Genomic DNA, 15,337 nt, shown 5'->3' on the forward strand with positions numbered 1-15,337 from the left:
AACGATCACGCTTGAAGTGGCTGCCTGGCAGCAACGACGCAACACCGACCGTTGCGGCATCGCATGGAGCTTCACTCGCCAAGATGCGGATCTGAAACTGGGTCAGCATTATGTTTCTTAATTAACGTGTCATTATACTAGTCGATGTATTCAAGCGGCCTTTGAGTTCCTTCTGGAACGTGAACCGAAAGAAGCCATTCTTTCCCGCTTTGATGTGACCGTCATTTCTAACTATTTTCCAAGCTTTGAAAAAGATCTAAAAAAATACATTCCCCATTAGGGGTGAAAGCCGTGAACGGTGGGATTTGAAAGAGGGGTGACCATGGGCAATTCGAAACAAAAACTTGAAACCAAACTCATCCATTCGGGTGAGCCGAAGCCTCGTATACTAGGGTCGGTGATGATGCCGATTTTTCAGTCCACCATGTATGAATGCTCGGAGGAGTTAAACTATCATGACATTCAGTACATTCGGTTGAATAATACTCCGAATCATCGAGCCCTGCATGAGAAACTGAGAGACCTGGAAAATGCTGAAGACGCTCTGGTCACTGCCAGTGGAATGGCGGCCATTTCTACCGCCCTTTTAACGGTATTATCTTCCGGGGATCATTTACTGGCCCAGGAATGCCTTTATGGCGGAACCCATAATTTTTTAACACAGGATTTTCCCGGCTTCGGTCTATCTTTTGATTTCTTCACCGGAGATGATTTGAGTGGTCTGGAAAAAAAACTGAAAAAGAATACCAAAGCCATTTTTGTCGAAACCATGACCAACCCACTTCTCCAGGTGGCGGATCTCAAGGGGATTGTTCTATTTGCAAAGGCCCATCATCTCATTTCGATCATCGATAATACCATTGCCAGTCCTGTTAATTTCCGGCCCATAGAATGGGGTTTTGATCTTTCCATACATAGCGGAACGAAATACCTCAACGGACATTCGGATATTGTGGCAGGGGCTGTTTTAGGAAATAAGAATCTTATTCACAAAATTACAAGAAAATGTAACCACCTGGGCGGATCTTTAGATCCCCACGCTGCTTTTCTGCTGCATCGGGGGCTCAAAACCTTGGCGATTCGAATGAAAGCCCAAAATGAAAGCGCTTTAAAAATGGCTCAATTTCTAAAAGGACACCCTGCTGTGTCCGTGGTCCATTACCCGGGACTTGAAGAAAACCCTTATCATCAAAGGGCAAAGGAATTATTTTCTGGATTTAGCGGGGTTTTGAGCTTTGAATTAAAGGGCGGGCCAAACTCCGCGGAACGGTTTATTCAAAAAACAACCCTGCCTATTCAGGCTCCCAGTTTAGGAGGGATCGAAACTTTAATCACACGGCCAGCGAAAACCTCTCATGGAGGGATGAGCGTTGAAGATCGGATAAAGTTGGGAATATCCGATGGATTAATTAGAGTATCCGTAGGAATCGAATCCACGGAAGATTTAATAGAGGATTTTAAGCAGGCATTGAATTGAATGTGAATTTCCCTTTTAGTCCAATTAGGTGTTAGTATTCTTCTTTTCCCCGTTGTTGTGCCTGGAAATAAGCAGTACGGTGTCCCCCATCTGGAGGGGGTTTCCCTCTAATTCCCAAAAACCGATAATGGTTTTTCCCCGGTGGACCCGTACAATGAGACCATCCTGGGTTTGAATCTGGTTTCTCCCAATCTCATCCTTATTTACAGGCCGTTCAATGAAATTTACCCGTCCTCCAGCCGTCATGAGATCATAAAGATAGTCCACGGTATAAGTACGGTCCACCGCATCGGCTAAAAGATAGCCTCCTACCGTAGAGGGAGAGACGATCATATTGGCTCCCGCCTGCTTTAGGATTTTCCGATTTTCCTCTTTTTTTAAACTGGAGATAATTCGGATAGACCGGTTTAAATTTCGAGCGGTCAGTACCATCAGGGCGTTGGTATCGTCCCTTCCAGGAGAAATGATGATCGCCTGGGCTTTATCAATTCCCGCTTTTTGAAGGGTCGCTTCCTCGGTTGCATCTCCCCGGATGGCAATGAAACCCATATCGGCGGCCTCCTGAACAACCGCATTTGACGAATCGACCACGACAATTTGATCCGGGGGCCGTCCCTGGTTAACTATTTCCTGGGCTGCGATCCGCCCGGTATGGCCGAAACCACAAATGATAATGTGATCGGATAGTGTTCGTTGAAGTTTAGCCATGCGGATATCCTCCACAAGTTTTTGGAAAACAAACTGATAGGCTGTTCCCAGAAAGATAAAAAAGATAAAAAGACGGATTGGGGTAATCAACAAAGCATCAATGAGTCGCGCTCTTTCCGTTACAGGAACGATGTCCCCGTATCCAACCGTCGTGATCGTGACCATGGCGAAATAGATCACATCCGGAAAGGAGATGTGATTATCTTTTTGATCCTTTAAACCGTCCCGGTCCAACCAAAGAATTCCCATTACCAGGAAAATCAATGCGAGGACAATAAAAATTCTAAAGAGAAGGGTTTTTTCCGGTGAGGCTTCCGCTTTTGTAAATAAAATTCGATAGGGTTTTGCCATGAACCATTTCCTGGTTTTAAATTGCGGCTGGTTTTTCTATCGGGGGTTCTTTCTATTTTGCATAGGGTGTTTCTCCTTCCGAACGGGCGATAATGACCGCGCCGCAACTGTCACTAAAGACATTGACCGCCGTTCGGCACATATCCAAAACACGATCCACGGCTAAAATTAAACCAATGCCTTCTGCGGGTAAGCCGATGGCCTCGATAATAATCAGAATCGCTACCAAACTCGCAGCGGGAATTCCGGCCACCCCGATGGAGGTCAGCAAGGCTAGGGTAACCACCATGATTTGGGTGGTAAAGCTCAGATCGATCCCATAGGCTTGGGCGATAAACATGGCTGCGACACATTCATAAAGGGCGGTTCCGTCCATGTTGACCGTTGCCCCCAGGGGGATGACAAAGCTGGTGGTCCGGTTGGATAATTTGGCGTTTTTTTCAAGACAATCCGTGGTAATCGGGATAGTGGCTGCGGAAGAACTGGTTGAAAAAGCGGTCAGCAATGCAGGAGCCATTCCCCGATAATGATCCAGCGGATTAATCCCACCCAGAAAGCGGATGAGAATCGGGAGCAGAATTGCAAAATGAATGGCCAAAGCAACCAAAACCGTCAGCATAAATAGCAGTAAAGGCTGAATCGCTGAAAAACCGGTAGTGGCAACCACTTTTGCAACCAGTCCAAAAACGCCGATGGGAGAGAAGATCATGATCCATTCGGTGAGTTTAATGAGAACATCAAATACGCCGTTCCAAAACCCATTGAGAATTTCAAAACTTTTTCCCTCAATTTTGGTCATAAAATATCCAAACAAAATGGAAAAGAAGATTAACCCGAGCAGTTGGCCTTGTGCAGCGGCGGAAATGACGTTGGTGGGAATCATCCGAAGGAAAAATTCAGATAACCCCTGCTCTTTTCCTTTAGACACTTTCTCCTGAACGGTTCCTGTATCAGCGCTTAAACCGATGAGGTCTTTGGCGGGTTTTCCATCAATGACTCCGGGGGCCATTAGATTAACCAGCAAGAGCCCGATCAGAATGGCAAAAAGTGTAGTGGTTGCATAATACAAAATGGTTTTTCCCCCCATCCGTCCCAATGCCTTTTCGGAACCGATGTTGGAGACACCGGTGATCATAGAGGAGATAACGAGGGGAACGATCAGCATTTTGAGGGCGTTTAAAAACAGGACCCCGATGATTTCATAAAAGCGAAGGGAGAGTTTGGCAAAACCACCGGTGGATTGTCCGGTCAGGGTACCGGCAACCACCGCAAGAGCAATGGCCGCCAATATTTGCCAGTGTAATGGAAATTTTTTCAGCATTTATATCCTAGTTTCCTTTATTTTCCCCCCTTAGAAAAAGGGGGAAACAGGGGGATTTAATAATTATAAAATCTCCCCTGGCCCCTCTTTACTAAAGAGGGGAAATTGTTCCCCCCCTTATTAATGGGTATGGGGGGATTTGAAATAAAAAACCCTCCGAGTGTTGGGTCCCCGAAAATTTTTGAATCAATCAAGCCCGTCATTCCCGAAGGTTTAATCGGGAATCCAGGCTCTTTAAAATCAACAACATCTAGATTCCCGCTTGCGCGGGAATGACGGTTTGTTGCAGGAATTAGACCCTGAGATACAAAAACTTTTTGCTCAACCACCTCCCGATGGCTCAACGGTTTTCTTTAGATTTATCCCGCACCTTGCACAAAACCTGTCCTTGTGAAGGATGATCCCTTTTTGGCAGTTGGTGCATCTTGATAAAAAGACGTAGGTTCCAATAAAAATAACTCCCACGGCAATGACGATAATTCCCAGTTCTGTGTGTGAGAGGTTTTGTCGTTGGAGGCTAGCCCAAAAGATAAAAATCAAAGGAAAACCTGTTGAAGCCAGCATATTCCGGAATTTCTGATTTCTCTCGAATTTGGTTTGAATTTCCTCCAGCCGATGGGGGTCCATAAATTTTAAATGGGGTCTGTTTGAAATCCTTTTTAAGGAAACCCCGCATTTTGGGCAGAACTCCCAATTGCCACTGGTGATGATATGTGGAACATTCCACCGTTGTGAGCAGTGGGGGCATCTCCAGTATTTCCGGTTATACCAGAAAAGAACAACCCCTCCCAAGATCCAGAGAACGGGGACTCCGATTAAAAGTTTTTGATCCGGTTCGAATAGAAAAAGCAAAAGGGGGGCGAAAAAGAGGAATAGGAATATAAAATGGGTCCGGAGGACCTTATCCCGAAGGGCTTGAAACTGCTGCTCCAGCCTGTATTTTTCCTCACCCGAAATTTCCCGGCCATTCATAATAGGTGAAGCATAGCTTTGGAGTCATGGTCTGTCAATAAAACCTCTAAAGATTTTTTCTGTTTATGAGATGTAATCCACTACCCTTCTCTCAGCACTGATCTCCTTAACAAACGCCACGACTTTCATATGCTCCGAATGTTTTTGGTATCTTTCCAAGGCTTCTTTATTTTCAAATTCAGAGTAGAGAGCCACATCGGAAGCGGCTTCGGATCGGTTAAAATCAATCCCGACCTCTAAAGACTTTATTTCGGGAATTTTTCCTTTTAAATCTTCCAGAATGGTTTTGAGCTTGGAAGCGTTTTTCTCTTTTGTTTGATCTCCCGACGTCTCCTTTAATCGCCACAACACAATGTGTTTGATCAATTTTTTTTCCCCTATCTTCTATGAATAAGGATTTAATAGTCTTCCTGATTTCAAGATCTGGAAAACCTTACTTGTTAGTTCTGTTTTTAAATTTTCAGATACCCAAACTTCGCCCCCTTTTGTTGATCCAACCAAAGAGCCTCCATAAAAAGCGGCAATATTAAAAGAAAGGGCCGGCAAACGAGATCCTGGAGTGATGATCCCAATAAGGTTCAAAGGATCCACCCCGCTGACATAGGTGATGGCGGGTTCGGGGGATTCCTTTCGAATGTGACGGAGCATTTCTACTGCATCGGGAAGACCATATTGCTCCCCGCTGACACCTGATACAAAACGTCCTCCGTGAACTTCACCTCTTGCTTCCATCCTTCTGAGAATAGGGCGAAGGGAATACCAGGGAGGGGCACAATCATCTCTGGAAAGAAGATCACGGAATAGGATGCCATAACGTTCCAAAAGTTGGTGAGCCCAAGCCTCCGTCTGTTCTTCTTGTTCTTGTTTTTCACTATGGTTTGTCTGAAAAATCGTCCACCGGCCTGCACCCCGCCTAACGGCATGCACGGCACGCCCCCTTCTTTTTAATCGCCGGATGACGGATTCCTGATGTTTTTTTAATGGGTTCGTTAACGACCGGATACCGGCAAATCCGTCCCCGGTTATTAAACCTGCGGCGACCAATTCCCACAAGGCTTCCTCCTGTTGCGTGGGAAGGAGACCGGTTCCTTTCAAAAGATCCGGGAAAAAGGTGGCCCCCTGTTTTTGGAGCAGTTCCAATGTGGATTGGGCACCATGGCTTAAAATATAAGGGGGAATGTTTGGAGTAGAAGGACAAAGCCACCAAAGGTCTTCCCGGATCATTAATGAAATGGGAAGAATTTTAGTAGCCATTCGGATCCGGTTGGGAAGGTCATCGGTTTTAGCAAAAGGCTGGGAGATTCGGGCCCATGTGACCTCTCCATTTAAGCAGAGTTCGTCCAACCATCGGGTTTCATACTTTTTAACCCGTTGAGGTAAAATAATCTGCTCCCATGCCATTGCTGGAATCTCAAACCCCTGAAGCTTTTCAATAACCGAAGCCACTCCCTGAGGGCCGTTGAGTTGTGTTCCGGTTTCCAGGTGATGCCAGCGAAAAAGAAATTGAAAGAACTGCTCTACGGTGACAGGTTCCACCTGGCGGCGGAGTCGATCTAATGTTAGCCGATGGATACGGGTTAACAGATGACGGGAGCACCATTCGGGTTCGGTTGCATTCGGATTAAAATGGCCCCGTAAAACCAATCCCTGACTCTCTAGTGCTGAAAGCGCTGAATCGACTTTAGATGGGTCCAAACCCAGATCAGAAGAAAGCTTGTCTACAGTGGTTGGTCCCAATAGTTCCAGTCGGCCATGAACGAGAAAGGTCCACGCCTCCGATGCTGACCAATCCGTACGGACTCCTTGTGGGACCAGGGGTTCAATATCAAGGGAAAAATCCGGCCGAGCAATTTTGACCAGAGGCCACAATTCGGTTGCAACCCAAAAAGGTTTTTGTTCTTTTCCGGAAACCTCAAGGGCTCTCCCTTCTTTATGGAGGGTTTTATAATATTCTTCCCATTGAGTTCCATCAGAGAAAGGAAACATCCCCACCTGGCTTAAGGCTTCATGAAGTTCATCCGGTGTTCGAACCAGAGGCCAGGCTTCTTTTTTGACCTGTTCGATGGCATGGGGATCGAGTTTTCCGATGTCCCGGACGGATTCGATGGTCAGTGTTCTTCGTGTGGAAACGGCACGCGCCCTTCGTTCTTCCAATGGGGCATCGTCCAGGAAAGCGTAGGGGTTGGCGTTTAAAATTTCATAGGAGAAGGGAGAGGGTTCCCGTGTGTCTACCGCTGTAATGGAAATTTGACCTCCTTCAATTTTTTTAAGCAGGTTGAGCCAGCCGTCAACATCCATGGCTTCGTGGAGGCAATCAAAGACAGTTTGAAATACAAGTGGATGATCGGGAATGGGAACGTCTCCTTGAGGAAGGTTTTCACGACAGGCCATCTGCTGGGGAAAGAGTTTGACCATGAGGTCATCCGCCCGCATTCTTTGTATAGGTGGGGGAACCCTTTTTCCTCCCCGCTGCCGTAGAATGGCTAACGAACGGTTGGCATTCCACCGCCACCGTGTCATAAACATGGGGGCTGCCAATAACGCTTGTTCCAATATTGTTTTTCCATTGTTCGGGGTGACCATTTTAGAAATGCTTTCCAAGGGAAAGCTTTGCTGAGGGCCAAGAGAGATTACAATGCCGTTATCATCGGCACTGGATTGAAGTTCAAAATCAAAGGTCCGGCAAAAGGATTTCCTTAAAGAAAGACCCCACGCTCGGTTGATTCGGCCTCCAAAGGGGGAGTGAATCACTAATTGCATTCCCCCTGATTCATCAAAAAACCGTTCAAAGACGATATGTCCCTGTGAGGGAAGAACACCAATGGCGGCTTTCTGGGCTTGAAAATAGTCCACCATTTGGTGGGCGGCACTCTCGGGAATATCAATTTCTTTTTTAAGCCAGTCCTGTGCTTTTTGCGGGGAATGGAGTCGTTTGAAGATCTCTTCCCGAAGCTTAGATATTTCTTCTGATAATTCAATTGTTCGGGCGGGAGCTTCCCCACGCCAAAAGGGAATGGTAGGGGGAGCTCCGTGGGCATCCTGGACCCCAACCTCACCTCCTCGAACATGGAGAATTTGCCACGAGGTGTTGCCTAACAGGAAAATATCACCGGACATGCTTTCAATGGCAAAATCCTCATCCACTGAGCCGACGTGGATTTTTTCCGGATAAGCCACCACCCGGTAGTCTGCCAATTCAGGAATGGCGCCCCCTGAGGTTAATGCGGCCAATCGACTGCCTCTCCTGGGGCGAATCTTTTGATGTACCCGGTCCAAGTGGATGAACGTATTTCCTTTTCCCAAACCGGTAGAGAAGCCCTCATTTAGCATGTGGATGACATCAGCAAAGGTTTTACGTGTGAGGTTCCGGAATGGCCAGGCCCCGGTGCAGAGTTGATATAGTTCTGTCTCATCCATTTCCCGCGTGGCTACTTCGGCAACGATTTGCTGAGCGAGAATATCCAAGGGGGCTTCCGGGATCTCGATCCGATCCAGATGCCCCGATTGGACGGCCCGAAGAAGGGCAGTGCATTCAATCAGTTCATCCCGTGTTAAAGCAAAGAGCCGACCTTTTGGAACAAGACCCAATGCGTGTCCCGAGCGGCCGACCCGTTGAAGAAAGGTGGCGATAGCGCGGGGAGAACCCATCTGGATCACTAAATCAATAAACCCCACATCAATCCCTAATTCTAAAGATGCGGTTGCAACCACTGCTTTGAGCTCTCCATCTTTAAGGCGTTGTTCCGCCCGAAGACGGATTTTTTTTGAAAGAGATCCGTGATGAGAAGAGACGGCCTCGGGACCTAACAGTTCGGTCAGATTGTGTGTGATTCGCTCAGCGAGTCTTCGGGTATTGACGAAAATTAATGTGCTTCTGTGTGTTTGCACCAGTTCTGCCAAGCGGTTGTATATCTCTTTCCATTGTTCATTGGAGCAGATGGCGGATAAGGGGGAAGGGGGGATTTCAATAGAAAGGTCCATTTTTCTTTTGTGTCCCACATCAACAATCGTGCATTGTGGTTTCCCTTTTGGAGCCACCCGATTGGTTCCCACGAGGAAGCGCGCAATTTCTTCCATGGGCCGTTGGGTGGCCGATAAACCAATGCGTACTGGACGCTTCAGGCAGAGATGGTCGAGGCGTTCCAAAGACAAGGCCAGGTGTGAGCCACGTTTGTCCCGGGCCACCGAATGAATTTCATCGATAATAATGGTTTTAACGGTTTTAAGCAGTTGCCGGCTTTTTTCGGCAGTGAGCAACAAATAAAATGATTCGGGTGTGGTCACGATGATATGGGGCGGTTTTTTAAGCATGGCTTGACGCTCAGATGCCGGGGTATCCCCTGTTCGGACAAGCACTCGAATATGAGGAAGTAAAAGGCCCTCTTGAAAAGCCAAGGCCATGATTTCGGTTAAAGGGCCCTGGAGATTTCGTTGAATATCATTGCTCAGTGCTTTTAAAGGAGAGACATAAATAGCTTGTGTATGATCCGGAAGGTCTCCCGAAGCGCCTTGATGAACTAAATCGTTCAGACAGGCCAGAAATGCGGAAAGTGTTTTCCCCGACCCGGTGGGGGCTGCAATCAGTGTATCTTGCTCCTTTAAAATGGGAGGCCATCCCTCCTGCTGGGCTTCCGTAGGGGTTCCAAAGCGGGTGGCAAACCATTTTTGGACTAGGGGATGAAAAAAGGTTAAAGCCATGGGGAAATTATAAACCATTTACCCTTTGTTCTAAAGACCAAAGGATAAGGAAATCAGGTTTTCTAATTTCATGGATTTTGGGTTTAAAAAGGGACTAACCTGTTTAAGGTTTCTTTTCACGGCAATAAGGACAGAATGCCCATTCGGGTTGCAGGGCTTTTTTACAGGTTTGACAGCGGTGAAGGACTTCTTCCCCGCAGTAAGGGCAGATAAGAAAATCGATGGTAAGGGATTTTGAACAGTTTTGGCAAAAGGTTTGAAGCTGATCTTCCACCTCAATGACTCTTGCCAATTCCGAGACTGATGTTAAACCCTCTCGTATTTTTTGAAGGCCGGATTCCCGAAGGCCAATCATTCCCATGGAAAGTGCCTCTGACCGAATTTGCTGTTCCGGGGCATTGGCGGAAATAGAATCCCGAAGGGCGGGTTTGAACCCCATGATTTCGTGGATTCCGGTTCGCCCTTGATATCCCGTTTGGGAACAATTAGAACATCCTTTAGCCTGGAAAAAGGTAATTTCTTTAACCGCTTGAGGAGGAATATTTAAAAGCGACAATTCTTCCTCAGGCGTGGGAATGGGTTCTTTGCAATGGGTGCAAAGGGTACGGACCAACCGTTTTGCCATGATTCCGACCACTTGAGATGCGATGAGGTGGCGGGGAATCCCAATTTCCAAAAGACGGCCAATGGTGGAAGGGGCGTCATTGGTGTGTAGGGTCGAAAGGACCAGGTGGCCGGTCATCGCTGCCCTAAATGCAATTTCGGCAGTTTCAGAATCCCGGATTTCCCCAATCAAAATCACATTCGGGTCCTGTCTAAGGATAGCCCGTAGACATTTGGCGAATGAAAGGTCAATACTGGTATTGATTTGAATCTGATTCACCCCATCGATGGTGTATTCAATAGGATCTTCCACCGTCATTAAATTCGTGCTCTCAGATCTTAAACGGTTGATCATGGCGTACAGGGTGGTTGTTTTTCCGCTGCCTGTAGGGCCGGTGACCAGAATAATTCCCTTTCGATGAGTACAAAGCGATTCTACCAATGAAAACTGCTCTGGAAGCAACCCCAGGGATTCCAATGTGGTTAATAAATTGGATTGATCCAATATTCGGATGACTACTTTTTCCCCGTGTTGGGCAGGGATGACGGATACCCTCAAATCAATTTCCCGGTTTTCAACTTTGATTCGCACGGCGCCATCTTGGGGTTGTCTTCTATCTGCAATATCCAGGTTGGCTAAAATTTTGATTCTGGAGGCCAACGCCCCTTGCACCCATCGCGGAACTCGCATTCCCTCTCTTAACAACCCGTCCACGCGATACCGAATACGGCAATCCTGCTTTCCAGGTTCAATATGGATGTCGCTGGCTTTATTTTTTATCCCGCTGCTGATAATCACATTGGCCAAACGAATAATTGGGGCCAGTTGACTTTTTTCCTCCAATGATTGGTTTTCAATTTTATCCGTTCGAATTTCAGGGACAACCTGAATCAGTGTTTCATCGTTAAAATCCTTTGCTGATTCTTTGACAATATCTTCAACGGATTTGGATTGATCGGAGGTTTTTTCTTTATATTGGCGATTGTTGGCTTCAACAATTTCTTGTTTAGAGGCCAGAACCGGTTCAATGGCATAGCCGCAATAAAACGAAAGGTCTCGGATACAGTCGTAGTCGAGGGGGTCCACCATGGCCACCGTTAACACTCTGTTTTCGAGTTTCAGCGGAATGATGTTGTGTTTCCGGGCCAAATGCTCCGATATCAAAAAAACTACTTCGGGGTCGAAGGAAATCCTGTCCATTTCAACCACTTGATAGCCCAATTGAAACGCCAAGGATTTTTTGACTTGCTCCTCCGTGATCAAATTTAAATCGATCAAAATTTCCCCAAGTTTTTTCCCGGTCCTCTTTTGTTCTTCGAGGGCTTTTTCCAAGTCGGCGGGTTCCAATAAACCGTTTTCAACCAGGAAATTTCCAAGGCGTTTTTTTAAATAATTTCTTTTTCCGGTTTCCATTTTTTGTTTTTTTTCGGGGTTTAAAAAGCTTTTTTAAAGGTACTTGACCTTCAGGGTCTTGTCAAACCGCAACGGGGATTTCATGATGAAAGAGAGGGATTTACATCCATAATGAGCAGGTGGATAATTTTTTTATCAGAAGACTCCTAAGGTGATTGCAGGGCCTTAATACCGTCGAAGTTTTACCCCCTAATGAAACACGTCCCCCCACTGGCAGAATGAATGGGAAGAAGCCTGTGACATTTTTTATCGGCTGGAATTAACACCCACTTTACAGCAGAAGGACGAAATTTTACACAAACTACAAAATGGGGAGATGGGACGGCAAAGGTTCTGTCCGTAGGGAACCAAAAGATCGTTAAAAATCATCCAATATTTTTTTGGGAGTTTTTTTCGGAGGGATACTTCGGTGTCCTCGGGTGTTTTGGTTTTGACATAACCCCAGCGGTTTGAGATCCGGTGAACATGGGTATCTACACAAATTCCATATTTTTGATAACCCAGTGTGACCACCAAATTCGCCGTTTTTCTCCCCACACCGGGTAGTTTCACCAACTCTTCGATTTCATCAGGAACCTTCCCTGCGTATTGATGGACCAACCTTTTGCAAATCTCTTTTATGCTTTTGGCCTTGGTTCGGTAAAACCCGACAGGATAAATGGTTTTTTCAATTTTTGAATTTCGCAACCTCCCCATGGTTTGAGGGGTAGACGCGAGTTTAAAAAGGCGCTCCGATGCCCCTGCCGTGGTTTCATCCTTGGTTCGGAGACTCAACACACAGGAGATCAATACCTGGAAAGGGTCCCGGGTTTGGTTGGCCACCACACCGACAATGGGTTCCTTCCATTGCATGATCTCTTGTTTCAGGATTTGGATTGCCCAGTCAATGGATTTCATTTTTTTCGGTATTTTGATCCCGCTTCAGAATTCGGGAGAGTCCTTCCCGAGCGATAATATTCTTTTTATCCTCAATGAGGGCCAGTTCAAAAAACTGTTGGGCCTTTTTCAAATGAATCATGGTCTCATAGTTGATGCCCATAAGAGAATAAATTTTGGAAAGCCAATGAGAGCGTTTTTGTAAAATTCCCTCGGCTTTTTCAAGAAAGGTTAAAGATTGGTGGTATTTTCCCTTCTGAAAATTAATCTCTCCCAAAAAATAATAGGCGAAACCATTTGAAGGGTCCAAGTCGATGGCCTTTGCAAATGTGTTGGAGGCTTCGATCATCGATCCCCGAAGGAGGGCCTCCTCGCCTTCCTGGGTCAAGCGAAGGGATACGGTTTGTTTTGGCGTTAGGCTTTGGGACAGGGTTGGGGAGAATTTTTCCTCTATTTCTTCACTGGGCGGGGGGACCAGGGTTTGGCAAGAGAGAAGGAAAAAAAATAATAGAAAGCAGGTTAGGTGTTTTAGGTTCATCTAAGGATTCCATAAATTTCTAAACCAATCCATTATACCTTTTTTCCCTTCACCGCAACGATTTTTAGGTTCCGTTCCTTCAACGAAGGCTTCCTGAACACCGTCTGGACATTGAAAGGAGGTCAAAAGCCCTGTTTTAGGATCAATTTTTCTGAAAATAATGTTGGAGGGGGAAAGGAAATCGGGGTTTACCCCACTGGAAATTCGTTTCATTAAATCAACCCAAATGGGGAGCGCTGCCCTGGATCCGGTTAAATAGGTTGAATCGTTTCGGTCAAACCCCACCCAAACTAAACCCAACAGCTCCGGAGTATATCCAACAAACCAGGCATCCCGATAATCACTTGTGGTCCCTGTTTTTGCCGCCACCGGTCCCTTATATCCCAATGCCCGGACCCCGGATGCGGTTCCATGCTCCACTACCCCTTGAAGAAGGTAGGTCATCAAATAGGCATTTTGAGGGGTTATCACTTTTTCAACCTGAATTTCCCGATTTTGAAGAATTTTTCCGCCTTTGTCCAGAACCTGTTTAATGGACAGAAGCGTGGTTTTAATTCCTTGGTTTGCCAGTGTGGTATAGGCGGTTGCCATTTCAAGAGGGGAAACCTCGGAAGTTCCCAATGCCAATGAAGGGACCTGGTCCAGGGGGCTGGAAATCCCAATGGCTGTGGCGGTTTTGGTGATTTCGTTAATCCCAACCGTTTGGGCAAGTCGGACCGTTGCAGCATTTAAAGAACTTTCAAGGGCGGTGCGTAGGGTAACACTCCCGTGAAAGGTGTGGTCATAATTTTCAGGGGCCCATTCTTTTTTTTGACCTTTTTCAACCACCGGAATCGAAATGGGGGTATCTTCTACAAGGGTGGCCCCGGTAATGGAATCTTTCATTCCGGAACGGTTTTGGGAAATTCCCGTGAGGTAAACGAAAGGTTTAAATAGAGAGCCCGGTTGCCGCTTTGCTTGAGTCACCCGGTTAAATTGGCTCACGGAATAGTTTCTTCCCCCCACCATGGCTTTGACATATCCGGTTTGAGGTTGAACGACCACGAGGGACCCTTGAATCTGGTCTAAAGGATTCTCCCGTTTAAGGCTGGGGAAATCTTCCTCCAGATTTTTTAACCCTTTCTGGAGGCTGGCTTCCGCTTCCCGTTGAATATCAGTATCGAGGGTTGTAAAAATGCGGAGTCCATCAGAATGCAGTATCTCTGGAGGATAGTATTCTTGGAGTTGTTGTTTCACAAAATCAATGAAGTAAGGGGCTTGATGAAAACTCCCAACAAAACCTCGGGGAGTCGTTTTTCGGTTGAGAGCCTTTTGATAGGAAGCTTCTTGAATCTTTCCCTGTTCCATCATCTTGAGAAGGACCCAATTCCTTCTTTTTTCCGCCCGTTCTGGATTGTGATAGGGGGAAAGGGAATTGGGGGATTTGATCAATCCGGCCAATAGGGCTGATTCTTCTAAAGTTAAATTCCCAACTTCCTTTCCGAAAAAGAACTGGGCCGCTTTTCCAATTCCATGAATGGACATATTCCCCTGTTGTCCCATATAAATTTCGTTCAGATAGGCCTCAAGAATTTCATTTTTGGAGTACTTGGCTTCCAGAATATAAGCCATTAGGGCTTCATTTAGTTTCCTACTCCAAGTCCGATCTTGGGTTAAAAAGAAATTTTTAACCAATTGCTGGGTTAATGTGCTTCCTCCCTGAACAACCTCCCCTTCCTTGAGGTTTGCGAGAAACGCCCTCAGTATTGAACGAAGATCAAGTCCTCCATGTTCGTAAAAACGGGAATCCTCAATCGTAATAATGGCATCCGTTAGATGGGAAGGAACTTGGGAGAGCTGAACCAGATCCCGTTCTTCCCAGGTTTGGTTAAAAAACCCTGAAAGCAGTTCAGGTTCAAAATCCACCATGTAAAGATTTTCATTCGTATTCAGGTTGGAGATGGAATGAATCTCATCTCCTTCCAGGGAAAGGCGTACCGGAAAACCTGTAAAAGATGTGTCCGGATATTCAAAGTCATGCAGATAGACGTCGATCCACCTTTCATTCCATATAAAATCCCCTTTTTGTTGGAGTGGAAGGGTTCCCTGTTTGTAGTTGAGACGCTTGAGTTTGTTTAAAAGAGAGGGATGGTAAACGTTTATACCGGGATAGATGGGGAAGGTGTCGGAATAAACCTTTGAAGGGAGGTGCCACCGTTTTCCTTCAAAACGGTCTGTAATGACTTTGTTTAAGTGAATGGCATAGAGGGAAGTTGTAATCAATCCAAGAAAAAACGTTAAATAAATAAAAAGTTTTACCTTTTTATTTCTGTTTTTTCTTTTACCTTTTTTTTCCCACATTCCTTTGAAAAAACTAAGATTTAAGGCCATTTCGATTAA

Annotated in this window: 10 protein-coding genes; 1 reads left to right on the plus strand and 9 read right to left on the minus strand. The window is 46.0% G+C overall.

Annotated features, from left to right (window positions below):
* Positions 1 to 298 precede the first annotated feature (298 nt).
* A complete protein-coding gene (locus tag VGB26_07270) occupies positions 299 to 1,477 on the plus strand; it encodes an aminotransferase class I/II-fold pyridoxal phosphate-dependent enzyme (protein HEX9757587.1) in 1,179 nt (392 codons plus the stop codon).
* Between the two features lie 24 nt (positions 1,478 to 1,501).
* On the opposite strand, the gene VGB26_07275 is transcribed toward VGB26_07270, so the two are convergent.
* From VGB26_07275 to VGB26_07315, 9 genes are all read right to left on the minus strand, one after another.
* Positions 1,502 to 2,536, minus strand: coding sequence for a potassium channel family protein (locus VGB26_07275; GenBank protein HEX9757588.1), 1,035 nt, complete (start codon positions 2,534 to 2,536; stop codon positions 1,502 to 1,504).
* A 52-nt stretch (positions 2,537 to 2,588) separates the two neighbouring features.
* Positions 2,589 to 3,857, minus strand: a complete 1,269-nt coding sequence (locus tag VGB26_07280; protein HEX9757589.1) for a dicarboxylate/amino acid:cation symporter — start codon at positions 3,855 to 3,857, stop codon at positions 2,589 to 2,591.
* Between the two features lie 321 nt (positions 3,858 to 4,178).
* Positions 4,179 to 4,829 carry a hypothetical protein gene (locus tag VGB26_07285; protein ID HEX9757590.1) on the minus strand — a complete coding sequence of 217 codons (651 nt, stop codon included), beginning with the start codon at positions 4,827 to 4,829 and terminating at the stop codon, positions 4,179 to 4,181.
* A gap of 63 nt (positions 4,830 to 4,892) precedes the next feature.
* The gene (locus VGB26_07290; protein HEX9757591.1) at positions 4,893 to 5,195 is read right to left on the minus strand and encodes a Dabb family protein; all 303 of its coding nucleotides are present in this window, start codon (positions 5,193 to 5,195) and stop codon (positions 4,893 to 4,895) included.
* A gap of 18 nt (positions 5,196 to 5,213) precedes the next feature.
* Positions 5,214 to 9,545 carry a DEAD/DEAH box helicase gene (locus VGB26_07295; GenBank protein ID HEX9757592.1) on the minus strand — a complete coding sequence of 1,444 codons (4,332 nt, stop codon included), beginning with the start codon at positions 9,543 to 9,545 and terminating at the stop codon, positions 5,214 to 5,216.
* Between the two features lie 85 nt (positions 9,546 to 9,630).
* Positions 9,631 to 11,544, minus strand: coding sequence for an ATPase, T2SS/T4P/T4SS family (locus VGB26_07300; protein ID HEX9757593.1), 1,914 nt, complete (start codon positions 11,542 to 11,544; stop codon positions 9,631 to 9,633).
* Between the two features lie 246 nt (positions 11,545 to 11,790).
* Positions 11,791 to 12,441, minus strand: coding sequence for an endonuclease III (nth, locus tag VGB26_07305; protein ID HEX9757594.1), 651 nt, complete (start codon positions 12,439 to 12,441; stop codon positions 11,791 to 11,793).
* Positions 12,428 to 12,958, minus strand: coding sequence for a hypothetical protein (locus VGB26_07310; protein HEX9757595.1), 531 nt, complete (start codon positions 12,956 to 12,958; stop codon positions 12,428 to 12,430). Before VGB26_07310 ends, nth begins: the two co-directional genes overlap by 14 nt.
* Positions 12,959 to 15,328, minus strand: coding sequence for a PBP1A family penicillin-binding protein (locus VGB26_07315; protein HEX9757596.1), 2,370 nt, complete (start codon positions 15,326 to 15,328; stop codon positions 12,959 to 12,961).
* Between the last annotated feature and the right edge of the window lie 9 nt (positions 15,329 to 15,337).

It is taken from the genome of Nitrospiria bacterium (genome assembly GCA_036397255.1).
Lineage (GTDB): Bacteria > Nitrospirota > Nitrospiria > DASWJH01 > DASWJH01 > DASWJH01.

Coding starts and splice junctions, on each gene's coding strand:
- VGB26_07275 (HEX9757588.1), bottom strand. CDS start 2,536: ATGGCAAAACCCTATCGAATTTTATTTACAAAAGCGGAAGCCTCACCG.
- VGB26_07280 (HEX9757589.1), bottom strand. CDS start 3,857: ATGCTGAAAAAATTTCCATTACACTGGCAAATATTGGCGGCCATTGCT.
- VGB26_07285 (HEX9757590.1), bottom strand. CDS start 4,829: ATGAATGGCCGGGAAATTTCGGGTGAGGAAAAATACAGGCTGGAGCAG.
- VGB26_07295 (HEX9757592.1), bottom strand. CDS start 9,545: ATGGTTTATAATTTCCCCATGGCTTTAACCTTTTTTCATCCCCTAGTC.
- VGB26_07300 (HEX9757593.1), bottom strand. CDS start 11,544: ATGGAAACCGGAAAAAGAAATTATTTAAAAAAACGCCTTGGAAATTTC.
- nth (HEX9757594.1), bottom strand. CDS start 12,441: ATGAAATCCATTGACTGGGCAATCCAAATCCTGAAACAAGAGATCATG.
- VGB26_07310 (HEX9757595.1), bottom strand. CDS start 12,958: ATGAACCTAAAACACCTAACCTGCTTTCTATTATTTTTTTTCCTTCTC.
- VGB26_07315 (HEX9757596.1), bottom strand. CDS start 15,328: ATGGCCTTAAATCTTAGTTTTTTCAAAGGAATGTGGGAAAAAAAAGGT.